General features: G+C 74.5%; 19 protein-coding genes. 10 read left to right on the forward strand and 9 right to left on the reverse strand.

Annotated features, from left to right (window positions below; genetic code table 11):
• Genes G8D98_RS04355 through G8D98_RS04375 form a run of 5 tightly spaced genes read left to right on the forward strand, consistent with a single transcriptional unit; the run spans nt 1 to nt 5,882 of the window.
• Nucleotides 1–978 (forward strand): ABC transporter permease, encoded by a 978-nt coding sequence (locus G8D98_RS04355; RefSeq protein ID WP_166099572.1) that lies wholly within the window; start codon nt 1–3, stop codon nt 976–978.
• A complete protein-coding gene (locus G8D98_RS04360; protein WP_166099575.1) occupies nt 975–1,859 on the forward strand; it encodes an ABC transporter permease in 885 nt (294 codons plus the stop codon). The genes G8D98_RS04355 and G8D98_RS04360 overlap by 4 nt, the downstream gene beginning before the upstream one ends.
• Nucleotides 1,859–3,049, forward strand: a complete 1,191-nt coding sequence (locus tag G8D98_RS04365; RefSeq protein WP_166099578.1) for an anhydro-N-acetylmuramic acid kinase — start codon at nt 1,859–1,861, stop codon at nt 3,047–3,049. Before G8D98_RS04360 ends, G8D98_RS04365 begins: the two co-directional genes overlap by 1 nt.
• Entirely contained in the window at nt 3,046–4,209 is a 1,164-nt protein-coding gene (locus G8D98_RS04370; protein ID WP_166099580.1) for a serine hydrolase domain-containing protein, read from the forward strand. Before G8D98_RS04365 ends, G8D98_RS04370 begins: the two co-directional genes overlap by 4 nt.
• Entirely contained in the window at nt 4,206–5,882 is a 1,677-nt protein-coding gene (locus G8D98_RS04375; protein ID WP_166099583.1) for a dipeptide ABC transporter ATP-binding protein, read from the forward strand. The genes G8D98_RS04370 and G8D98_RS04375 overlap by 4 nt, the downstream gene beginning before the upstream one ends.
• A 142-nt stretch (nt 5,883–6,024) precedes the next feature.
• On the opposite strand, the gene G8D98_RS04380 is transcribed toward G8D98_RS04375, so the two are convergent.
• The 3 genes from G8D98_RS04380 to G8D98_RS04390 all read right to left on the reverse strand — a co-directional run bounded on the left by G8D98_RS04380 (nt 6,025) and on the right by G8D98_RS04390 (nt 8,822).
• Nucleotides 6,025–6,555: a P-loop nucleotide/nucleoside kinase family protein gene (locus tag G8D98_RS04380; protein ID WP_166099585.1), complete on the reverse strand. Its 531-nt coding sequence runs from the start codon at nt 6,553–6,555 to the stop codon at nt 6,025–6,027.
• A 208-nt stretch (nt 6,556–6,763) separates the two neighbouring features.
• Nucleotides 6,764–7,507: a type 1 glutamine amidotransferase gene (locus G8D98_RS04385; protein ID WP_166099588.1), complete on the reverse strand. Its 744-nt coding sequence runs from the start codon at nt 7,505–7,507 to the stop codon at nt 6,764–6,766.
• Complete coding sequence (locus G8D98_RS04390) at nt 7,500–8,822, reverse strand: cation:proton antiporter domain-containing protein (protein ID WP_166099591.1); 1,323 nt, start codon at nt 8,820–8,822, stop codon at nt 7,500–7,502. Before G8D98_RS04390 ends, G8D98_RS04385 begins: the two co-directional genes overlap by 8 nt.
• 133 nt (nt 8,823–8,955) lie before the next feature.
• On the opposite strand from G8D98_RS04390, the gene G8D98_RS04395 reads away from it, so the two are divergent.
• Nucleotides 8,956–10,083: a diacylglycerol/lipid kinase family protein gene (locus G8D98_RS04395; RefSeq protein ID WP_229661862.1), complete on the forward strand. Its 1,128-nt coding sequence runs from the start codon at nt 8,956–8,958 to the stop codon at nt 10,081–10,083.
• A gap of 62 nt (nt 10,084–10,145) precedes the next feature.
• On the opposite strand, the gene G8D98_RS04400 is transcribed toward G8D98_RS04395, so the two are convergent.
• The 6 genes from G8D98_RS04400 to zwf all read right to left on the reverse strand — a co-directional run bounded on the left by G8D98_RS04400 (nt 10,146) and on the right by zwf (nt 16,476).
• Complete coding sequence (locus tag G8D98_RS04400) at nt 10,146–10,907, reverse strand: alpha/beta fold hydrolase (RefSeq protein ID WP_229661861.1); 762 nt, start codon at nt 10,905–10,907, stop codon at nt 10,146–10,148.
• 64 nt (nt 10,908–10,971) lie between these two features.
• Nucleotides 10,972–11,997, reverse strand: coding sequence for an ABC transporter substrate-binding protein (locus G8D98_RS04405; RefSeq protein ID WP_166099593.1), 1,026 nt, complete (start codon nt 11,995–11,997; stop codon nt 10,972–10,974).
• A 48-nt stretch (nt 11,998–12,045) separates the two neighbouring features.
• Nucleotides 12,046–12,882, reverse strand: coding sequence for an ABC transporter ATP-binding protein (locus G8D98_RS04410; protein ID WP_166099595.1), 837 nt, complete (start codon nt 12,880–12,882; stop codon nt 12,046–12,048).
• Complete coding sequence (locus G8D98_RS04415) at nt 12,879–13,949, reverse strand: FecCD family ABC transporter permease (RefSeq protein ID WP_205859700.1); 1,071 nt, start codon at nt 13,947–13,949, stop codon at nt 12,879–12,881. Before G8D98_RS04415 ends, G8D98_RS04410 begins: the two co-directional genes overlap by 4 nt.
• Nucleotides 13,946–14,956, reverse strand: a complete 1,011-nt coding sequence (locus tag G8D98_RS04420; protein WP_166099599.1) for a FecCD family ABC transporter permease — start codon at nt 14,954–14,956, stop codon at nt 13,946–13,948. The genes G8D98_RS04415 and G8D98_RS04420 overlap by 4 nt, the downstream gene beginning before the upstream one ends.
• An 89-nt stretch (nt 14,957–15,045) precedes the next feature.
• Nucleotides 15,046–16,476, reverse strand: a complete 1,431-nt coding sequence (gene zwf / locus G8D98_RS04425; RefSeq protein ID WP_166099601.1) for a glucose-6-phosphate dehydrogenase — start codon at nt 16,474–16,476, stop codon at nt 15,046–15,048.
• A gap of 189 nt (nt 16,477–16,665) precedes the next feature.
• On the opposite strand from zwf, the gene efeU reads away from it, so the two are divergent.
• The 4 genes from efeU to G8D98_RS04445 are packed head-to-tail and all read left to right on the forward strand — an operon-like array spanning nt 16,666 to nt 21,060.
• Complete coding sequence (gene efeU / locus G8D98_RS04430) at nt 16,666–17,535, forward strand: iron uptake transporter permease EfeU (RefSeq protein ID WP_166099604.1); 870 nt, start codon at nt 16,666–16,668, stop codon at nt 17,533–17,535.
• Nucleotides 17,532–18,839: an iron uptake system protein EfeO gene (efeO, locus tag G8D98_RS04435; RefSeq protein WP_166099606.1), complete on the forward strand. Its 1,308-nt coding sequence runs from the start codon at nt 17,532–17,534 to the stop codon at nt 18,837–18,839. The genes efeU and efeO overlap by 4 nt, the downstream gene beginning before the upstream one ends.
• Nucleotides 18,836–20,173, forward strand: coding sequence for an iron uptake transporter deferrochelatase/peroxidase subunit (gene efeB / locus G8D98_RS04440; RefSeq protein ID WP_166099609.1), 1,338 nt, complete (start codon nt 18,836–18,838; stop codon nt 20,171–20,173). The genes efeO and efeB overlap by 4 nt, the downstream gene beginning before the upstream one ends.
• A gap of 44 nt (nt 20,174–20,217) precedes the next feature.
• Nucleotides 20,218–21,060 (forward strand): patatin-like phospholipase family protein, encoded by an 843-nt coding sequence (locus G8D98_RS04445; protein ID WP_166099611.1) that lies wholly within the window; start codon nt 20,218–20,220, stop codon nt 21,058–21,060.
• The last annotated feature ends 8 nt before the right edge of the window (nt 21,061–21,068 follow it).

The following is a 21,068-nucleotide window of genomic DNA, read 5'->3' on the forward strand; positions in this document are numbered from 1 at the left end:
ATGGGCCGCCTGCGCGCCGTCCTCGGCCACACCGCCGTCCGCCGGCTCGGCGAGGCCCTCGTCACGCTCGTCGGCGTCTCGCTGCTCACCTTCGTCGTCCTGCGCGTCGTCCCGGGCGACCAGATCACGGCCTCCTACGGCATCGCCGCCGGTGAGCTGAGCCCCGAACAGATCGCCTCGCTGCGGGAGTACTACGGCATCGACCAGCCCTGGCCGGTGCAGTACCTCGGCTGGCTCGGTGGCGTCGTCACCGGCAACCTCGGGGTCTCGACGACCTCGGGGCTGTCGGTGGCCGCACTCACCGCGCAGGCGCTGCCCAACACCGTCGAGCTCGCCGTCCTCGCGATCCTCGTCGGGCTGGCACTCGGGGTTCCCGGCGGGATGCTCGCCGCGAGCCGGCCCGGGGCCGCCCGCGACGGGGGCACCCAGGTCGCCAGCCTGCTCTCGCTGTCGGTGCCGTCCTTCCTCCTCGCGACGGCGGTCGCGACCTTCCTCGCCAACCAGCTCGGGTGGTACCCCAACGGCGAGGGCTACCGCACGCTCGCCGAGGACCCCTGGCTCAACCTCCAGCAGATGGTGCTGCCGGCCGCCGTCCTCGGGATCAGCATCGCCTCTCCCGTCCTGCAGACGACGCGGACGGCCATCCTCGGGGTACGCGCCGAGGACTTCGTGCGGACCGCGCAGGCCAAGGGCGTCCCCCCGGGTCGCCTCCAGGTGCGGCACGTCCTGCGCAACGCCCTCATCCCCGTCGTGACGATGACCGGGCTCCAGTTCGGCTTCCTGCTCTCCGGAGCCCTGGTCGCCGAGCAGATCTTCGCCATCCCCGGCATCGGCCGGCAGACCCTCCTCGGCCTCCAGCAGAAGGAGTACGCCGTCGTGCAGAGCACCGTCCTCGTCATCGCGGCGATGTTCGTCCTCGTCAACCTGCTCACCGACGTCCTCTACCGGGTGGTCGACCCCCGGGTGCGGCTGCGATGAGCGCCACCGAGACCGGCCTCGAGGCCCCGGCCGAGCCCACGGGGCGCACCCGGGCGTGGCGCTCGGCGTTCCTCACCCCGGCCGGCGTCACCGGCGTGGCCCTCATGACGGTCGTCCTCGTGCTCGCCGCCCTGTCGGCCCTCGGCCTCCTCCCGCACGACCCCGCCGCCCAGGACGTCGGCCGCTCGCTCCTCGGCCCGAGCGGTGACGCCTGGTTCGGCACCGACCAGTTCGGCCGGGACGTCTTCTCCCGGGTCGCGTCCGGGCTCGCCAACTCGCTGCGGGTCGCGGCGGTCTCGGTGGCCGTCTCGGCCGCGGTGGGCATCACCCTCGGGGTACTCGCCGGCTACCTCCAGGGCGTCGTCGACCGGCTCGTCGGGGTGGTGACCAACGTGCTCTTCGCGTTCCCGTCGCTGCTGCTCGCGTTGGCCCTCGCCGCGACCCTCTCCCGCAGCTGGGTCACGGTGAGCGTGGCGATCGCCGTCGTGTACGTCCCGATCTTCGCGCGGGTGGCGCGCGGGCCGGTGCTCAGCCTGCGCACGGCCGACTACGTCCTCGCCGCCCAGGCCGTCGGGCGCTCGCGGCTCTCGACCCTCGTCGAGCACGTCGTGCCGAACATGGCCGGCATCCTCGTGGTGCAGACGACCCTGTCGCTGTCCTGGGCGATCCTCACCGAGGCCTCGCTGAGCTTCCTCGGGTTCGGGACCCCACCCCCGGCCGCGTCGCTCGGCGGCATGGTCTACGACGCCCAGGCGCTGACCAGCGTCGCGCCGTGGCTGCTCGTCTTTCCCGGAGTGGGCCTCGTCGTCGCCGTCATCGGCCTCAACCTCATCGGCGACGCGCTGCGCTCGGTCCTCGACCCCCGGGCGGGGGGACGCTGATGCGCGTCCTCGGGATGATCTCGGGCACCTCGCACGACGGGATCGACGTGGCGGTGGTCGACCTCGACGTCGAGGGCGAGACCCTGCGGGCCCGGCTCGAGCACACCGGCACCGTGCCGTACGAGCCGGCGCTGAGACGCCGGCTCGCCGGGGCCCTGCCGCCGGCGCCCGTGGGGTTCGACGTGGTCTGCGAGCTCGACACGAGCATCGGGCGGGCGTTCGCGGCGGCGGCGCGGTCGGCCGTGGCCGCCGCCCCCGGGCCGGTGGACCTCGTGTGCTCGCACGGCCAGACGGTCTTCCACTGGGTCGAGGGCGGCGAGGCGCTCGGGACCCTGCAGCTCGGGCAGCCCGCCTGGGTGGCCGAGGCGACGGGCCGACCCGTCGTCTCGGACGTGCGGGCCGCCGACCTGGCCGCCGGCGGGCACGGCGCCCCGCTCGTGCCGGTCCTCGACCGGCTGCTGCTCGCCGAGGCCGTGGCCGACGGCCGCCGGGCCGGCGCCCTCAACCTCGGCGGCATCGCCAACCTCACCGTCTGCGCGCCGGGTACCGAGCCCGTGGCCTGGGACATCGGCCCGGCCGGCGCGCTCGTCGACGCCGTCGTCAGCGCGGCCACCGACGGTGGCTCGGCCTTCGACGACGGGGGCCGGCTGGCCGCCGCCGGTAGCGTGCAGGAGCCCTTGCTCGAGCACCTGCTGGACGACCCGTACTACGCGCTGCCGCCACCGAAGAGCACCGGCAAGGAGCTGTTCCACCTCGGCTACGTCGAGGCGGCGCTCGACGCGGTCGGTACCCGGCCCGAGCTGCCCGACCTCGTGGCGACGCTCACCGAGCTCACCGCGCGCACGGTCGCCCGGGCGGTGTCGGACGCGCGCCTCGACGTGCTCGTCGCCTCCGGGGGCGGGGTGCGCAACCGCGTGCTCCACGCCCGTCTCGCCGAGCTCGTCGCGCCGACCCCGCTGCGCCCGAGTGACGACCTCGGGGTCCCCGCGGGCGAGAAGGAGGCGCTGGCGTTCGCGCTCATCGGCTGGGCGACCGCACACGGCCTGCCCGGGAACGTCCCGAGCTGCACCGGCGCCGACGGGCCCCGGGTGCTCGGCCGGGTCACCCCCGCGCCGACCGGCGGGTGGCTGCCGCCCGCACCGCTCGCCGGGTGGCCGAGCCGCCTGGTCGTCGAGGACGCGACCCGATGACCCTCCTCGCCCAGCCCCTCGAGCGGCTGCTCGCCCTCGGCGACCTCGGGCGCGCCCCGGCGGGCGCGGTCGTCGGGGTGCACACGCCGGCCCGGCGTTCCGTCGCCGCCGGCGGGTGGGCCGTGCTGCCGACGCAGGAGTCCGACGGGGTGCCGATGACCCGGGACACCTGGCTGGACTGGGCGTCGGTGACGAAGGTCGCCGCGACGACCCTCCTGCTCCTCCTGCTCTCCGATGCCGGCGAGCTCGACCTCGACCAGCCGGTGGCCCGGCAGGTGCCGGGGTTCGCCGGCGGAGGCCGGGAGCGGGTCACCGTCACACACCTGCTGACCCACACCTCCGGCCTGGCCGCCTGGGAGCCGCTGTACTGCCGCGCGACCGACGTCGCCGCGGCGACGGCGGCCGTCGTCGGCCTGCCCCTGGTGAGCGCCCCCGGAGAGGTGCGCCGCTACTCCGACCTCGGGCTCGTCCTCGCCGGGCACGTCGTGGAGCGGGTCACCGGGCTCGACCTGCCGACCGCGTTCCGCCGGCACGTCGCCGCCCCCCTGGGCCTCTCGCTGCGGCTCGGGCCGGTGCCCGCCGTGTGGGCGGCGACGAGCGCGGACAGCGACGTCGTGGAGCAGGTCATGGTCGCCCGCGGCGAGCCCTACCCCGTGGAGGCCTCGCCGGAGGACTTCGCCGGCTGGCGCGGCACCCCGGTGCGCGGCGACACCCACGACGGCAACGCGGCGCACGCGTTCGGGGGGGCCGCCGGCCATGCCGGGCTCTTCGGCCAGGCCGCCGACCTGCTCGCCCTCGGCGCCGCCCTGTGCGACGGCACACTGCTCGCACCCGCCACCCTCGAGGCGGCGGCCCACCCGACTCCGGCCGACCCCACCCAGGGGCTCGGTCTCCGTCTGCTCGAGCGGCCCGGCCCGCACGGCGCGCCCGTGACCTGGCTGTGGCACGGCGGGTTCACCGGCACGGTCTGGGCGCTCGAGCCGCGCTCGGGCACCGTCGTCGCCGGCGGCGCGACCCGGCTGCACGGCACGACCGGTCCGCTGCGCACCCGGCCCTCGGCCTCCCGGGGCCCCGGCCCGCTCGCCGGCCTGGCCACGGGCGAGCAGATCCGCGACGTCGTCCTCGCGGCGGCGCATCCGCCGAAGGAGACCAGCCGATGACCGCCCTCCCTCCCGCGAGGCCGCTGCTGTCCGTCCGCGACCTCACCGTGGCCTTCGCCACCTCACGCGGCGAGATCGAGGCGGTCCGCGGGGCCGACCTCGAGGTCTCCGCGGGCGAGACCGTCGCCGTCGTCGGCGAGTCCGGTTCGGGCAAGTCGACGCTCGCCGCATGCGTCACCCGGCTGCTCGCCGACAACGGCCGGATCGCGGCCGGCACGGTGATGCTGCGCGACCTGGACCTGACCCGCGCCGACGAGCGCACCCTGCGGGAGGTGCGCGGCCGGCGGGTCGGGTTCGTCCCGCAGGACCCGATGACCGGGCTCAACCCGGTGATGACGGTCGGGGCCCAGATCGCCGAGGCCCTCGAGGTGCACGGCCGCGCCCAGGGGCGCCAGGCCCGGGCGCAGGCCGCCGACCTGCTCGCACGGGCCGGCATCGCCGACGCCGCGACCCGGGTCGACCAGTACCCGCACGAGTTCTCCGGAGGGATGCGCCAGCGGGTCCTCATCGCGATGGCCCTGGCCTGCCGGCCCGAGGTGCTCGTCGCCGACGAGCCCACCTCCGCACTCGACGTCACGGTGCAGCGGCTCGTGCTGGACCAGATGGCCGAGCTCGCCGCCGACGTCGGCGCCGCCGTCGTCCTCATCACCCACGACCTCGCGCTCGCGGCCGAGCGGGCCGACCGGGTGGTCGTCATGTACCGCGGCCAGGTCGTCGAGACCGGGCCGGCCGAGCAGGTCGCCGAGCGCCCGCAGCAGGAGTACACCCGGCGCCTGCTGGCGGCCGCCCCGGGCATCGCCGAGCGGAAGGTGTCGGTGGTCGAGCCGGTCCAGGGGCGGGCGGGCGCCTCCGAGGGCTCCGGTGGGTCGTCGGGTTCCGGTGGCTGCGAGGAACCGCTGCTCGTGCTCTCCGGTGCGGTCAAGCGCTACCGGGTGCGGGGACGGCGCGAGCCGCTCGTGGCGGTCGACGACGTCGACCTCGCGGTGCCGCGCGGGCAGACGGTCGCCGTCGTCGGGGAGTCCGGGTCGGGGAAGTCGACGGCCGCCCGGCTGGCGCTGCGGCTCGAGGACGCCGACGCCGGCACCGTGCGGTTCGCCGGCGAGGACGTCACCCACCGGCACGGGAGGGCGCTGCGCGGGTTCCGGCGCGCGGTGCAGCCGGTCTTCCAGAACCCCTACGCCTCGCTCGACCCGCGCTACACGATCGAGCAGGTGGTCGCCGAGCCGCTCGTCGTCCATGGCGTCGGCGACGCGGGGCATCGCCGCCGGGCGGTACGCGACCTCCTCGAGCGGGTCGCGCTGCCCGCCGACCTCGCGTCCCGGCGGCCGCACGAGCTCTCCGGGGGCCAGCGGCAGCGGGTCGCCATCGCGCGGGCGCTCGCGCTCGACCCGCAGCTCGTCGTCATGGACGAGGCGGTCAGTGCCCTCGACGTGCTCGTCCAGGAGCAGATCCTCGACCTCATGGTCGAGCTGCAGCGCGAGCTCGGCCTGTCCTACCTGTTCATCACCCACGACCTCGCGGTCGTCCGGCTCGTCGCGCACGAGGTGTACGTCATGCAGGGCGGCCGGGTCGTCGAGCGGGGCGAGCCGGGGCGGCTCTTCGCCGAGCCCCGGGAGGAGTACACGCGCACCCTCCTCGCGGCCATCCCCGGGCAGTCGCTCGTCCACCACTGACCCACCACCCCGACGCGCTCCCACGTTCCTCATTCGACCAATAGGTCACGTCAGCGACAGCGACGCGGGGCCAGACGTACCTGACGTGACCTATTGGTCACTCCAGCGACAACGACACGGGGCCACACGTACCTGAGGTGACCTATTGGTCACTCCAGCGACGGCACAGGGCGGCGACCCGAGCGGCCACGTCTGCCGGTGGCGCGCCGGTCGTGTCCACCACGGTGGCCGACTCGTGCAGCCAGGTCCGCGCGGCCTGCGCGTACGGGCGTAGGTGCGCCAGCCGGAAAGACGAGGGGACCTCGTGCTCGCCGGTGATGCGGTCTCGCAACGTCGCCTCGTCCGCGTGCAGCACGACGTGCCGAACGGGGATGCCATGCGCCCGCAGTCCGTCACTGATCTCCCGCCAGTACCCCTCGACGAGCACGGTCATCGGGACGACGAGCGTGCCCCCGGCATACTCGAGCACGCTCCGGGCGGTCTCGACGACGAGGGCGCGCCACGGGGGCCAGTGCTGGAAGTTGTCCGTGGCAGGGAGTCCCGGCGTGATGTCCATGAGCATCTCGCCCACCCTCTCGGCGTCGAAGACTCGCGCGTTCGCAAGCAGCGGCTGCAGGAGAGCGCTCGTCGTCGTCTTCCCCACCCCGTGCGTTCCGTTGACCCAGACGATCACGGGTCGACGCTAACGCTGGCGGGAGGACCACCGCAGACGTACCTGACGTGACCTATTGGTCACTCCAGCGACAACGACGCGGGGCCACACGTACCTGACGTGACCTATTGGTCACTCCAGCGACAGCGACGCGCGAGCAGACGTACCTGACGTGACCTATTGGTCACTCCAGCGACAGCGACGCGGGGCCACACGTACCTGACGTGACCTATTGGTCGATTGGGGGACGGAGGGTGGGGCGGCCGGGGTGGCGCACCACCGCGAGGAACCCCTCGAGCAGCAGCCGGGCGGCGGATGCGGAGGCCGGCTCGGCTGCCTGGGCGCCCGCCCGGAGCGCCGCGAGGTCGACACCCTCGTCGGCCAGCCGCGCGGGGTCCCAGCGGTCGAGGCGCTCGGCGCCCACCTCGGGGTGGAACTGGACCCCCCAGGCGCGCTCCCCGACGCGGAACGCCTGGTGCTGGCAGGTGTCCGACGCCGCGAGGTGGACCGCCCCGGGCGGCAGCGTGGCCACCTCGTCGCGGTGGTTCTCGATGGCGGGGAACGTGCGGGGCAGGCCGCCGAGCACCGGGTCGGCGTCGCTCGGGGGAAGCCGGCGCACCGTCACCGAGCCCCGTTCCGGCCGACCGGAGTCCGCGAGCACCCGCCCGCCCGTCACCTGTGCGAGCAGCTGCGCCCCCAGGCAGATGCCGAGCAGCGGCACCCCGTCGCGCACCGCCGCGGCGCACAGGGCGCGCTCGCGCGGCAGCCAGGGCGCTCGCTCGTCGGCATCGGGCATGAAGCCCCCGCCGAGGAGGACCACCCCGGCGTGCCCGTCGGGGTCGGTCGGGACGTCGGCGCCGTCGACGAGGTCGAGGCGCACACCGGCCTCGGCACACCAGCCGGCGAACCGACCCGGCCCGCTGCCCGGGTCGTTGCGGACGACGAGCAGCGCCGGGCTGCCCGCGTCAGCCACGCGCGCCCTCCGCCCGGGCGAGCCGCTCCGCCCGAGCCGCGCGGCGGCCGTCGAGCCAGCGCATCGTCGGCGTCGCCAGCACCCCGTGGACCAGCACCGACACGGCGATGGTGAACCCGACCGTCGACCACATCCACCGCTCCTCGGTGAAGCTCGCCGTCCCGGCGGCGAACGCCAGGTAGTACAGCGAGCCCACGCCGCGCACCCCGAAGAAGCCGACGACGAGCCGCTCGCGTCGGTCCAGACCGACCGTGCGGGTGCTGCGGTGGTGCCCGGCGAACGCCAGGTAGCCCGCCAGCGGCCGCACGACGAGGACGAGCGCCACCCCGACGAGGACGCCGCGCCAGTCGAGGTTCGCGAGCAGGCCGGTGGTGAAGGAGAACCCGAGGCCGAGCAGGACGACGAGGGTGAGCAGCATCTCGAGCCGCTGGACCACCTCGTGCATGTGCCGGTGGTACTCGTCGCGGCGCTCGACCGAACGCAGCGTCACCGCGCAGGCGAACACGGCGAGGAACCCGTAGCCGTGGACGACCTCGGCCGCGCCGTAGGCGAGCAGCAGCGCCGAGAGGGCGAGCAGCGGCTGGCCCACCTCGGCGAGCCGGAGCGAGGGCGACGGCGCGCGGAAGGCGAGCCGCGCGAGCAGCCACCCCAGCGCCGCCCCGACGAGGACCCCGAGGACCACCTTGCCGACCAGCTCCCAGCCCACCCAGCGCAGCACGCCGCCGGCCGGTGCGCCGGTGGCGAGGAAGACCGCACCCCAGACGAACGGGAAGGCCAGCCCGTCGTTGAGCCCGGCCTCGCTCGTCAGGGCGAACCGGACCTCGTCGTCCTCGTCGACCTCCTCCCCGCCCTCGAGGGTCGGGCCGGTCACCTGTACGTCGGAGGCCAGCACCGGGTCGGTGGGCGCGAGCACCGCCCCGAGGAGCAGCGCAGCCGGCGCGGCCACGCCGAGCGGCCCCCACGCGAGCAGGGCGGTCCCGCCGATCGTCAGGGGCATCGCGACCCCGAGCAGCCGCCAGGTCGTCGACCACGACGCCCACGAGGCGAGCAGCCGCGGGCGCAGCGGCCGGTCGAGCGCGAGGCCCACGCCCATGAGCGCCACGAGGACGGTGACCTCGGTGAGGTGCTCGACCCAGGGCCGCAGCGCGACCGGGTCGACGAGCACGTCCCCGCTCACCGGGAGCAGGCCGACGAGCAGCCCGACGGCGATCAGGACGATGGGCGCCGACAGCGCCCACCGGTGCAGCAGCTGGGGCAGCACGGCGGCGAGGAGGAGGGCCCCGCCGAGCAGGGCGTACACGAGCGCAGAGCTCACGGGCGGGCAGCCCCCCGGCCATCGATGGCACCGCGGGGGTCGGCCCCGTGAGAACGGCTGCGGCCCGGCGTGGTCATGTCCGCAGGGTACGGCGGTGGCGGACGCCGGCCGGCGCTGAGGTACCTTCCGATGTGTGTCGGGAGAGACGTGGGCCTGGGTGGCCGTGGCGGTCGCCCTGCTCGTCGCCCTCGGTGGCACCTACCTGGTGCTCTCGGCCCGCGAGCCCGAGGAGCAGCCCGGGGGTGGGCGCCCGAACCGGGGCGCGTTCCGCCCCGACGGCTCCGAGGAGCCCCCGCCGCGCAAGCGGGTCGCGGTCGTGGTCAACCCGACGAAGTTCGAGGACCTCGCCGCGGTGCGCGCCTCGCTCGCCCGGGTGTGCGACCAGCACGGCTGGGCCGAGCCCGAGCTGCTCGAGACCACCGAGCACGACGTCGGCTTCGGGCAGACCCGGCGGGCCCTCGAGGACGGCGTCGACCTCGTCTGCGCGCTCGGCGGGGACGGCACCGTCCGGGCCGTGGCCCAGGAGATGGTCGGCAGCGGCGTGCCGCTCGGGCTCCTCCCGGGAGGCACGGGCAACCTGCTCGCCCGCAACCTCGAGACGCCGGTCGACGACCTCGCGCGGGCGATGACGGTCGCCCTCACCGGGCGCAACCGGCACGTCGACGCCGCGTGGCTCACCCTCGACCCCGACGACCTCGAGCCCGAGGGCCACACCGGGGAGGGGTCCACCGCCGGGCCGAGCCGGCACGCCTTCTTCGTCATGGCCGGGCTCGGGCTCGACGCCGCGATCATGGGCTCGACCTCCGAGCAGCTGAAGTCGCGCATCGGCTGGGGGGCCTACGTCCCGGCCGGCCTGCGGCACATGCTCACCGAGCGGTTCCGGGTGACCCTGAGCATCGACGGCGGCCCCGAGAGCACCGAACGGGCGCGGATGGTCGTCATCGGCAACTGCGGGAAGATCACCGGCGGGATCGACCTGCTGCCCGACGCCGAGCCCGACGACGGCACGCTCGACGTCATCGTCCTCGCGCCCCGAGGGGTCGCGGCATGGGCCTCGGTCGCGGCGCGGGTCATCACCCGCAGCGACCGCACGAACGCCAACCTCTCCCGGCACCGCTGCCAGTCGGCCACCGTGGCCGTCGACGAGCCGCAGCGGGTCCAGGTCGACGGCGACGTCGTCGGCGAGGCCTCCAAGGTCACCGTCGAGGTCCAGCCGAGGGTCCTCATCGTGCGCACCGGGAACGGGCGCACCGGCGGCTGAGCGCCGGCCCCGGGCCGGACCGTCCACCCACGGGGGGGTGCGACCTCGGACGCGCGCGGTCCTCAGCCGGCCGCGTGCTCCTCGACGAAGGCGACCACCAGAGCGCAGACGACCTCCGGGTGCTCCTCGAGCAGCGCGTGGGTCGCCTCGGGCACGAGGTGGAGGTACCCGTCGGGGAGCGCCGCGGCGATGAGGGCGCTGTGCTCGGGGCGGACGGCGTCGTGCTCCCCGGCGAGGACGAGCGTCGGCGCCCGCACCGTGCGCAGGCTCGCGGGCGTGACCCGCGGGTGGTCCCGCCACAGCCGCCGCAGCTTGTCGAGGACGATGTCACCGTGGGCCGGCCCGTCCGGGGAGAGCGCGGCGTGCAGCTCCCGGTCGGGGTCGGGCATGCCGTCCGGCGCGGTCCCCGCGAGGGCGAGGGCGGCGTCGAGCTCCTCGGGCTCCACGGCGAAGCCGGAGGGGTCGAGGTTCCCGCTGACCGAGACCAGCGAGCGCACCCGCCGCGGATGGTCGCGCGCGAGGAGGAGGCCGATGACGGCGCCGTCGCTGTAGCCGACGACGTGCGCCGAGTCGAGCCCGAGGAGGTCGAGGTAGGCGAGGGCCTGCTCGACCCCGCGCGCGTAGGAGTACTCCCCGGGCACGTCGGGCGAGCGGCCGTGCCCCGGACGCTCGAAGGCGTGCACGGCCCGGGAGTGCGCCAGCGCGCGCCCCACGGGCCGCAGCGACTCCAGGGTCATGAAGCCGCCGTGCAGCAGCACGACCGGCTCCCCCGCGCCCGTCGACTCCGACCACACCCGGTCTCCGGCGAGGTCGAGGTAGGGCACGGTGTTCTCCGGGGGCGGGTCGGCCGGTGCTGCGCCGGACGGCCCGGCGCAGCACCGGGGAGGGTCAGGACGAGGCGACCGGGTGCGCGTCGCGGAGGATGCGCGCGAGCTCGGTCATGTGGTCGGCCTGCGAGGCGTAGTCGAGCGCCTCACCGTTCCACGTGTACACCTGGCCGGCCTGCAGGGCCGGGTGGGAGGCGAACGTGGCCTGGTCCTTCAGCTGCTCCTCCTGGTAGCCCTCGACGTTGACGAGCAACACGTCGCCGGTCATCATCCGCGAGGCGTTCTCCCACGAGTAGATGTCCCAGTAGTAGTCGCCGTCCGGGCGCAGGTCGGTGAAGTCGACCCCGTAGGTGCTGTAGAGCTGGGTCTCCGGCTCGTCGGCCGGCTTGACGAGGTAGATGCCGTCGGCGTCGGCGTACATCTGGGTGACCTCCAGGCCCGAGGACGTGGCGGCGGCCTCCAGCTCCTCGCCGGCGGCGTCGAACTCGGCCTTGGCGCTCGCGATGGTGTCCTCGGAGACACCGAGCGCCGTGGCCAGGGAGTTGAAGCTGTCGATGACGTCCGCCCCGGCCCCGCCGACCTCGATGGCGACGACGGGGGCGATCTGCTCGAGCTGCGTCTGCTGCTCGACGTCGGCGAACCCGTACAGCGGCCCCTCGAGGTCGAGGGTGCCCTTGCGGTCGGTGGGGTAGATGCCGGTGACGATGAGGTCGGGCTCGGCCGCGGCGAGCGCCTCGAGGTCGATCTCGCCGTAGGAGTTGCCGACGACGGTGGCCGCGGAGGTGTCGTAGTCGGCGAGCCGGGGGTCGGAGTCGACGTCGACCCGGCCGAAGAGCGCGACCGGCTCCAGGCCGTAGGCGTACATCCCGATCGCGTAGTCGGTGAAGCTCGCGATCCGCGTCGGCTGCGCGTCGAGCGTCACCTCCTCGCCGCGGTCGTCGGTGTAGGTCCACTGACCGTCGGCGGAGGAGCTCGCCGGGTCGGCGGCGTCGGAGGCGCCGGAGGAGCAGGCGGCGACGGCGCCGAGGAGGACGACGGCGGCCAGGAGCGAGAGAAGGCGCCGGAGGGCGCGGGGCGTGCGATCCATGGCAGTGAGGTTAGCCTAACCTCAGTGCACGTCGTGCCCGACCCCCCGTCACCGGGACGGGGCCGGGTGCTCGGCGTCGAGCGGGACCACGAGGGGGGTGCCGCTCGCCGGGTCGGGCACGACGAGCGCGTCCAGCCCGAAGGCCGAGCGCAGGGTCTCGGGGGTGAGCACGTCCCACGGTCGCCCGTCGGCCACGACCCGCCCCTCGCCGAGGACGACGAGCCGGTCGGAGTAGCGCGCCGCGAGGGTCAGGTCGTGCAGCACCATGACGACGGTCGTGCCGCGCTCGGCGTTGACCGCGCGCACGAGACGCAGCAGGTCGACCTGGTGGGCGAGGTCGAGGAAGGTCGTCGGCTCGTCGAGGAGGACGACGGGAGCCTGCTGGGCGAGGACGAGCGCGATCCACGCGCGCTGGAGCTGGCCCCCCGAGAGGGCCGCGGCGTCGCGGTCGGCGATGTCGGTGAGCCGGGTCGCCGCGAGCGCGGCGTCCACCGCCTCCGCGTCGGCGGCGCTCCACGGCCGCAGCAGGCTCTGGTGGGGGTGGCGGCCGCGGGAGACGAGGTCGCGCACGGTGGTCGCGGCGGGGGTCACCGGCTTCTGCGGCAGGATCGCGAGCTGCCGGGCGACCTCGCGGGTCCGCAGCTCGCGCAGCGGGCGGCCGCGCAGGCTGACGCTGCCGGCGCGTGGCGTCAGCAGCCGGCCGAAGGCCCGCAGCAGGGTCGACTTGCCGCTGCCGTTGGCGCCCACGAGGGTGGTGACCTCCCCCTCGGCGACCGACACCGAGAGGCCCTCGAAGACCGTCGCACTGTCGTAGGCGAGGGTGACGTCGTGGACCGCGAGCGCGGTCGGCGCCGTCGTGCGGGCGTGTGCCTGGGTCGTCGTCACGACACCGTCTCCCGTTCCTTGAGCCGAGTGAGCAACCAGATGAGGTAGGGGGCGCCGACGACCGCCGTCACGATGCCGACCGGGAGCTGCCCCGGCAGCACGGTGCGGCTCGCGGCGTCCGCGCCGGCGACGACGAGCGCCCCGACGAAGGCCGAGGCCAGCAGCGGTGGGCGGGCGGTGGCCGCGAGCCGCTGGGCGACCTGCGGCGCGAGGAACGCGACGAACTCCACGGGGCCGCTCGCCGAGACCGCCGCCGCGGTGAGCAGCACGGCGCACCCGAGCACGAGCAGCCGGTGGCGCTGGACGGCCACCCCGAGCCCGGAGGTGACGTCGTCGCCGAGCTGGCTGACCTCGAGGTCGCGCGACTGCGCGAGGGCCACGGGGGTGACGAGGAGGACGACGACCAGGAGGGGCCGGACGCTGGACCACGACATCCCCGAGAGGCTGCCGACGAGCCACTGCGCGGCGTTGGCGGCCTCGGTGATCTGCGCGCGGGCCACGAGGTAGCTCGTGACCCCCGACAGTGTCGCGGTGGCGCCGATGCCGATGAGGATGATCCGGAAGCTGTCGATGCCGCCACGCCAGGCGAGCCCGTAGACGACGAGCGCGGTGAGCAGCGCCCCGACCGCGGCCGCGGCGGGCATCCCGAGCGACAGGGTGCCCGCGGCCACCTGGTAGGTGCCACCGGCGAGGACGATGGCCATGACCGCCCCGAGGCTGGCGCCCGAGGTCACGCCGATGATGTCCGGCGTGGCGAGGGGGTTGCGCGCGAACGTCTGGGTCAGGGCCCCGGCGAGGCCGAGGGCCGTGCCGACGAGCAGGGCCCCGAGGACCCGCGGCAGCCGCAGCCCGACGACGATGAGGTGCTCGCCCGGGCTGCCCCCGCCGAGGAGGGTGCGCACGGCGTCCCCGGCCGTCAGCGAGGAGGAGCCGGCGGCGAGCCCGACGACACCGACGGCCAGGGCCGCGAGGAGGCAGCCCACGGTGACGAACACGACGCGGCGGCGAGGCGGACGCCCGGGCACGCGGCGCCACGGGCGGGCGGCGACCGCCGAGGGAGCGCTCACAGCGCCGTCATCCTCGTCCGGCGCACGATGAGGACGAAGGCGAGCCCGCCGAGCACGGAGAGGACGACGCCGACGGACACCTCCGAGGTCGCGCCCCCGACGAGCCGTCCGACGACGTCGCAGCCGAGCAGCACCGTGGCGCCGACGAGCCCGGAGGCCGGCAGCAGCCAGGCGTGTCCGCCGCCGACGAGGCGCCGGGCCACGTGGGGGGCGGTGAGGCCGACGAAGCCGATGGGACCGGTGAGCGCGACGGCGCTGGCGGTGAGCAGCGTGATCGCGGCGAGCCCGGCGAGGCGCGCCCGCAACAGGTGCTGGCCGAGGCTGGCGGCCAGGTCGGCACCGAGCGCGAGCGCGTCGAGGGTACGGGTGTGCGCGGCGGCGACGAGCAGCCCGGCTGCGGCGAGGAGGACGACGACGCCGACACCGTGCAGCGAGCGGCCGGAGAGCGAGCCGACCACCCAGATCCGGTAGGCGGCGAGGCTCGTCTCGTCGGCCAGCACGAGCGCGGAGGTGAACGCCGTGACGAACGCCGAGACGGCCGTGCCGGCGATGGCCAGGGGGACCGGGCTGGAGAGCCCGCGCCCCAGGGCGGCGACGGTGAAGACCGCGACGCTGGCCACGAGGGCGCCGAGCAGGGCGAGCCAGACGGTGGCGAGCACCGAGAGGCTGCCGAGGAGGGTGACCCCGAGGACGACCGCGAGGCTCGCCCCGGCGGTGACCCCGAAGATGCCGGGGTCCGCGAGCGGGTTGCGGGTCTGTCCCTGCATCACCGCGCCGGCGACGCCGAGGCAGAGGCCGACGAGCAGACCGAGCACCGTGCGCGGGACGCGCGAGCCCCAGACGACGGCGCCGACGTCCTCGCCCGGGTGCACGAGGGCGGTGAGCACGACGCCGGGGTCGAGGTGGTTGCTCCCGAGGAGGATGCTCACCGCGGCGGCGGACAGGGCGGTGACGACGAGCCCGAGCACCGCGGCCGCACGGCGGGCGGCGAGGGCTCGAGCGGGCACGAAGTTAGCCTAGCCTTACCCCGTAGGCGTCGATCACCGGTCCCGCTCCGGCCCGCGTCCGGGCGTTGCCCGGGCCCGCGCCGGTGGGGTCAGACCCGCTTCTCGCGCCACTTCCGCTCGAACGGCAACCGCCAGGTGAACGGCGCGATGAGCTGGTGGATCTGGTTCGGCCCGTACGTCCCCTGGGCGTAGGGGTGCACCGGCGGGGGGTTGTCGAGCAACGGCTGGCTGATCTCCCACAGCCGCTCGATGCCGGTGGCCGCGGTGAAGAGGGTGCGGTCCCCCCGGGCGGCGTCGTAGATGAGCCGCTCGTAGGCCTCGAGCACGGCGCCGGCCCAGTCGGTCTCGTGCATCGAGAACTGCATCGAGAGCTTGTCGAGCCGGAAGCCCGGGCCGGGGCGCTTGCCGTAGAACGAGAGCGACATCCGCGAGCGGTCGGCGAGGTCGAAGGTGAGGTGGTCCGGGCCCTGGTCCCCGACCCCGGAGCCCTTGGGGAACATCGACTGCGGCGGCTCCCGGAACGCGATGGAGATGATCCGCGCCCCCTCGGCCATCCGCTTGCCGGTGCGCAGGAAGAACGGCACCCCGGCCCAGCGCCAGTTGTCGACGAAGCACTTCAGGGCGACGAACGTCTCGGTCTCGGAGTCGGGGGCGACGCCCGGCTCGTCGTGGTAGCCGCTGTACTGCCCGCGCACGACGTCGGTGGGCACGATCGGCTGCATCGAGCGGAAGACCTTGTTCTTCTCCCGGCTGATGGCCGCCGGCTCGAGCGCGGTCGGCGGCTCCATCGCGGTGAACGCGAGGATCTGGAACAGGTGGGTGACGATCATGTCGCGGTAGGCGCCGGTCGCCTCGTAGAAGTCCGCCCGCTGCGAGAGCCCCAGGGTCTCCGGCACGTCGATCTGGACGTGCGAGATGTTGTTGCGGTGCCAGATCGGCTCGAAGAGCCCGTTGGCGAACCGGAAGGCGAGGATGTTCTGCGCGGGCTCCTTGCCGAGGAAGTGGTCGATCCGGAAGATCTGGTCCTCGTCGAAGACCTCGTGCAGGTGCCCGTTGAGCGCGACCGCCGTGGCGTGGTCGTGCCCGAACGGCTTCTCCATGACCACCCGGCTGTTCTCGACGAGGCCCGCGTCGGCGATGGTCTGGACGGCCGCGAGCGCGGCCTTGGGGGGCACGGCGAGGTAGTGCAGCCGCAAGGTGGTGTCGCCGGGCAGCTGGGCCTCGGCCTCGTCGACGGCCCGGCGCAGCGCCTCCGGCCCGGCCGAGAGCGGCGCGTAGTCGAGCCGCTGGACGAAGTCGCGCCAGTCCGACTCCTCGATGTCCCGGGTGCTGTGCTCGCGGATGGCGGTGAGCGCGAGGTCGCGGAAGTCCTCGAGGGAGATGTCGTCCAGGGAGGTGCCGACGACCCGCAGGTCGTCGAGCAGCCGGGTCTGGAACAGGTGCAGCAGCCCCGGGAGGAGCTTGCGCTGGGCGAGGTCGCCGGTGGCGCCGAAGAGGATGACGGTCGTGGGCGCGGTCATGGGGTCCACCCTCGCGTGCCGGGAGCACCCCGCGCTACCCCCCGGCCGGGTCTCCTCGCAGGTGAGCACGGCTGCCCGCAGGGTGCCCCCGCCCGGCGGAGGTTCCGCAGCGAGGGACGCCGTTGGGCTCCGGTGGGGGCCGGTGCTACTGTCCGGTTAGGTAAGCCTAACCAGATCGGATCCCCCGTCATGTTCCTCGCCAACTTCCTCATCGCCCTCCGGGAGGGCGTCGAGGCCGCCCTCGTCGTGGGCATCATCGCGGCCTACCTCATCAAGAGCGGCCACCGCGAGGCGCTCACCAAGATGTGGGTGGGGGTCGCCGTCGCGGCCGCCCTGCCGCTCGCCCTCGGCGCCGTGCTCACCTGGGGGCCCAAGACGCTGACCTTCCAGGCCCAGGAGGTCATCGGCGGGGTGCTCTCGCTGCTCGCCGCCGGCCTGGTCACGTGGATGATCTTCTGGATGGCCTCGCACGCCCGGCACATCAAGGGCGAGCTCGAGGGCCAGCTGTCGACCTCCCTCGACAAGGACACGACCGGGCGCGGCGTCGTGTGGATCGCCGTGCTCGCCGTCGGCCGGGAGGGCCTGGAGACCGCCCTGTTCATCTGGGCCACCGTCCGCTCGGCCGTCCAGGCCGAGACCGCGCTCACCGTCGTCGGCGTCGTCTCCGGCCTCGCCGTCGCGGTCGTCATCGGCTACGTCGTCTACCGCGGCGCGGTGCGGGTCAACCTGCGGCGCTTCTTCGTCGTCACCGGCGCCCTGCTCGTCCTCGTGGCCGCAGGCATCGTCGCCTACGGCGTCGGCGACCTGCAGGAGGCCGGTGTGCTGCCCGGGATCATGCAGCACGCCTGGGACCTCTCCGGCTACCTGCCCGCCCAGACCTCGCCCGTGCACTGGGTGTACGTCCTGGCCCAGGCGATGTTCCAGGCCAACCTCCAGCCGACCGTCCTCCAGGTGATCGCCTGGTGGCTCTACCTCGTGCCCACGCTCGTCTTCTTCGCCCGCCAGTCCCGTCAGTCGCGCCCCGCGGCCGCCACGCCCAAGGAGTACGCCACCTCATGAACCGCTCGTTCGCCCTCGCCATCGCCCCGGCGGCCCTGCTCACGCTGGCGCTGTCCGCGTGCGCCGACAACACCTCGGGCTCCTCGGCCTCCGGGGAGGACGGTCCGCTGACCGTCACCGCGACCGACTCCGGCTGCGAGGTGTCCGCGGCGAGCGCACCCTCGGGCGCGGTGACCTTCTCGATCGAGAACACCGGCACGGTCGCCAACGAGTTCGAGGTGCTCGCCGAGGACAAGCTGCAGATCATCAGCGAGAAGGAGAACATCGGGCCCGGCACGACGACCGACCTGACGACCTCGCTGCCGGAGGGCACCTACTACACGGCGTGCAAGCCGAACATGGTCGGCGACTTCGTCGGCCTCGCCGAGTTCACCGTGACCCCGGGCGAGGAGGTCGAGGTCAGCGACGACGTCAAGGCCCTCCAGGACGAGGCGGTGACGAAGTACACCGGGTACATCAAGGACCAGGTCGGCGCGCTCGTCACCGCCACCGAGGAGTTCGCCGACGCCTACACCTCCGGTGACACCGCCACCGCCCGACGGCTCTTCCCGCTGGCCCGGATGCACTACGAGCGCATCGAGCCGACCGCGGAGGCCTTCGGCCTCGAGGAGGCCGGCGACCTCGACACCGCCCTCGACATCCGGGTCCAGGACGTCGCCGCCGACGCCGGGTCCTCGGTGTCCGACCCCGACGTGCTCGCCGACTGGCACGGCTGGCACCGGATCGAGGCCGACCTCTTCACGCCGGAGGACTCGCCGTTCACCTTCGCCGACGACGCCGAGCGCCAGGCCGAGGCGGACGCCCTCGTGGAGAACACCCAGGTGCTCTACGACTTCGTCTTCGGTGAGCGCACGAACGCCGACGGCAAGCCCTTCGCGGTGACCCTCGAGGACATCGCCAACGGTGCCGGCGGCCTCATGGAGGAGGTCGCGCTGAGCAAGATCGTCGGCGAGGAGGAGACCTTCAGCCACACCGACCTCTACGACTTCCAGGCCAACGTCGAGGGCGCCCAGGTCGCCTACGCCAACGTCGCGCCGATCGTCGAGCAGAAGGACCCCGACCTCGACGCCTCGATCACCGAGCAGTTCGCCGACATCGAGGACCTCCTGAAGGCCCAGCAGGACGGCAGCGGCTCGGGCGACGAGCCGAGCTACCCGTCCTACGCCGACGTCGCCGCGGTGCAGAAGAACGCCGGCGAGACCCCCGACGACTCCTCGTACACCGACGTGCAGCGGCAGTTCTCCGACGCCGTGAACGGGCTCTCCGAGGCCCTCTCGAAGGTGGCCGCGGTGGTCCTGGAATGACGCCCAGCGGCTCCGAGGACACCACCCCGACCGCCCCCGACGCCCGGCCGAGCCGCCGAGGCCTCTCGCGCCGCTCGTTCTTCGGCGCCGGAGGCCTCGCCGCGGCCGGAGGGGTCGCGGCGGGCTACGCCCTCGCCCGGGCCGTCGACGACGGCCCGGGCGGGGCGCACGTCGCGGACGCGGCCCCCTACCGGGGGGACACCCAGTCGGGGATCATCACCCCGGCCCAGGACCGGCTCGTCGCCGCCGCCTTCGACGTGCGCGCCGACGAGCGGGAGGAGGTCGCGGCGCTGCTCCAGGAGTGGTCGACCGCGGCCGAGCAGATGGCCGCCGGTGAGCTCGTCGGCGGGGAGGCTTACCAGGACGAGCGGCTCCCGCCGCGGGACACCGGCGAGGCGTGGGGCTACCCACCGGCCGGCCTGACGGTCACCTTCGGCTACGGGCGCTCGCTCTTCGTCGACGCCGACGGCGCCGACCGGTTCGGTCTGAAGGACCGGATGCCCGCCGTCCTCGCCGACGGCGTGCCCCGGTTCGCCAACGAGACCCTCCGCGAGGCCGACTCCGACGGCGACCTGCTCGTCCAGATCTGCGGCAACGACGCCCAGGTGTGCATGCACGCCCTGCGCACCCTGACCCGGATCGCGTTCGGCCGGGCCACCCTGCGGTGGAGCCAGGTCGGCTTCGGCCGGACCTCCTCGACGACGACCGGGCAGGACACCCCGCGCAACCTCTTCGGGTACAAGGACGGCACCGCCAACCTCAAGGCCGAGGACGGCCGGGCCGAGCTCGCCGAGCACCTGTGGGTGCAGGACGGGGACGACTCCGCAGCACCGTGGATGGTCGGCGGGACCTACTTCGTCGTCCGCAAGATCCGGATGTTCCTCGAGGTCTGGGACCGGCAGAGCCTGCGCGACCAGGACGCCTTCATCGGCCGCTCCAAGCGCCACGGCGCGCCCCTGTCGGTGGTCGAGCCCACCGCCGAGGACGAGTTCGCCCCCATCGACCTCGCGGCGCGCGACGACGAGGGCGCCCTGCGGGTCCCCGTCGACTCCCACGTCCGGGTGGTCCACCCGGACACCAACGACGGGGTCCGGATGCTCCGGCGCGGCTACAACTACGCCGACGGCAACGACTCCCTCGGCCGGCTGGACGCCGGGCTGTTCTTCATCGCCTTCGTCCGTGACCCGCGCACGCACTTCTACCCGGTGCTCACGAAGATGACCCAGCAGGACGCCCTGACCGAGTACCTCCAGCACCACGCGTCGGCGCTGTTCGCGGTGCCACCGGGCATCGGCGAGACCGGCCGCTTCCCCGGCGAGGCGCTCTTCGCCTGACGAGGGGGCGTTTGCGCCGCACCCTTCGGCGGCATGATGGACCCATGCCCTCGCGCCGGACCTCCCCCGGTGGCGGGCGCACCGCGTTCGTCCTCGGCGGCGGCGGGGTCCTCGGCGCCACCCAGCTCGGGATGGTGCGGGCGCTCACCGAGGCCGGCGTCGTGCCGGACGTCGTCCTCGGCACGAGCATCGGGGCGCTCAACGGCGCGTTCGTCGCCGCCGACCCCACCCCCGCGGGAGCCTCCCGGCTGGCGGAGGTCTGGGAGGCCGTCGTCCGCGACGGCGTCTTCCTGGAGAACCCCGTGCGCCAGGTGGCGCGGGTCGCCCGCTCGCGCACCCACCTGCTCTCCAACGGGCCGCTGCGCCGCATCGTCGACGAGTACCTGCCGGTCGACACCTTCGAGGAGCTCGCGGTCCCCTTCCAGTGCGTCGCGGCGTGCATCGAGGACGCGAGCGCGGCGTGGTTCTCGGCCGGGGAGCTCTCGTGGCCGGTCGTCGCCTCGTGCTCGGTCCCCGGGCTCTTCCCGCCGGTGGAGATCGGGGGGCGGCACTTCCTCGACGGCGGTCTCGTGCACTCCATCCCCGTCGGCCGGGCCGTGGAGCTCGGGGCGGCCCGGGTCTTCGTCCTCCAGGTCGGCCGGGTCGAGCAGCCGCTCGCCCCACCGCGCCACCCGTGGCAGGTCGGCACCGTCGCCTTCGAGATCGCCCGGCGGCACCGGTTCGTCCACGAGATGGCCTCCCTCCCCGCGAGCGTGGAGACCCACGTCCTCCCGAGCGGCGCCACCGCGGCCCCGAACCTGCCGGTCCGGGCCGCCCGCACGGCCCGGATGCGCGAGCGGGCCGAGCAGGCCTACGCGGCCTCCGCCGCCTACCTCGAGGCCCTCTGAGCACCCCG

Origin of the sequence: Phycicoccus endophyticus, assembly GCF_011326735.1 — a bacterium.
In the GTDB taxonomy this organism is placed as follows: domain Bacteria; phylum Actinomycetota; class Actinomycetes; order Actinomycetales; family Dermatophilaceae; genus Phycicoccus; species Phycicoccus endophyticus.

Coding starts and splice junctions, on each gene's coding strand:
- G8D98_RS04365 (WP_166099578.1), top strand. CDS start 1,859: ATGCGCGTCCTCGGGATGATCTCGGGCACCTCGCACGACGGGATCGAC.
- efeB (WP_166099609.1), top strand. CDS start 18,836: ATGACGCCCAGCGGCTCCGAGGACACCACCCCGACCGCCCCCGACGCC.
- G8D98_RS04370 (WP_166099580.1), top strand. CDS start 3,046: ATGACCCTCCTCGCCCAGCCCCTCGAGCGGCTGCTCGCCCTCGGCGAC.
- G8D98_RS04375 (WP_166099583.1), top strand. CDS start 4,206: ATGACCGCCCTCCCTCCCGCGAGGCCGCTGCTGTCCGTCCGCGACCTC.
- G8D98_RS04360 (WP_166099575.1), top strand. CDS start 975: ATGAGCGCCACCGAGACCGGCCTCGAGGCCCCGGCCGAGCCCACGGGG.
- G8D98_RS04355 (WP_166099572.1), top strand. CDS start 1: ATGGGCCGCCTGCGCGCCGTCCTCGGCCACACCGCCGTCCGCCGGCTC.
- G8D98_RS04445 (WP_166099611.1), top strand. CDS start 20,218: ATGCCCTCGCGCCGGACCTCCCCCGGTGGCGGGCGCACCGCGTTCGTC.
- zwf (WP_166099601.1), bottom strand. CDS start 16,476: ATGACCGCGCCCACGACCGTCATCCTCTTCGGCGCCACCGGCGACCTC.
- efeU (WP_166099604.1), top strand. CDS start 16,666: ATGTTCCTCGCCAACTTCCTCATCGCCCTCCGGGAGGGCGTCGAGGCC.
- efeO (WP_166099606.1), top strand. CDS start 17,532: ATGAACCGCTCGTTCGCCCTCGCCATCGCCCCGGCGGCCCTGCTCACG.
- G8D98_RS04405 (WP_166099593.1), bottom strand. CDS start 11,997: ATGGATCGCACGCCCCGCGCCCTCCGGCGCCTTCTCTCGCTCCTGGCC.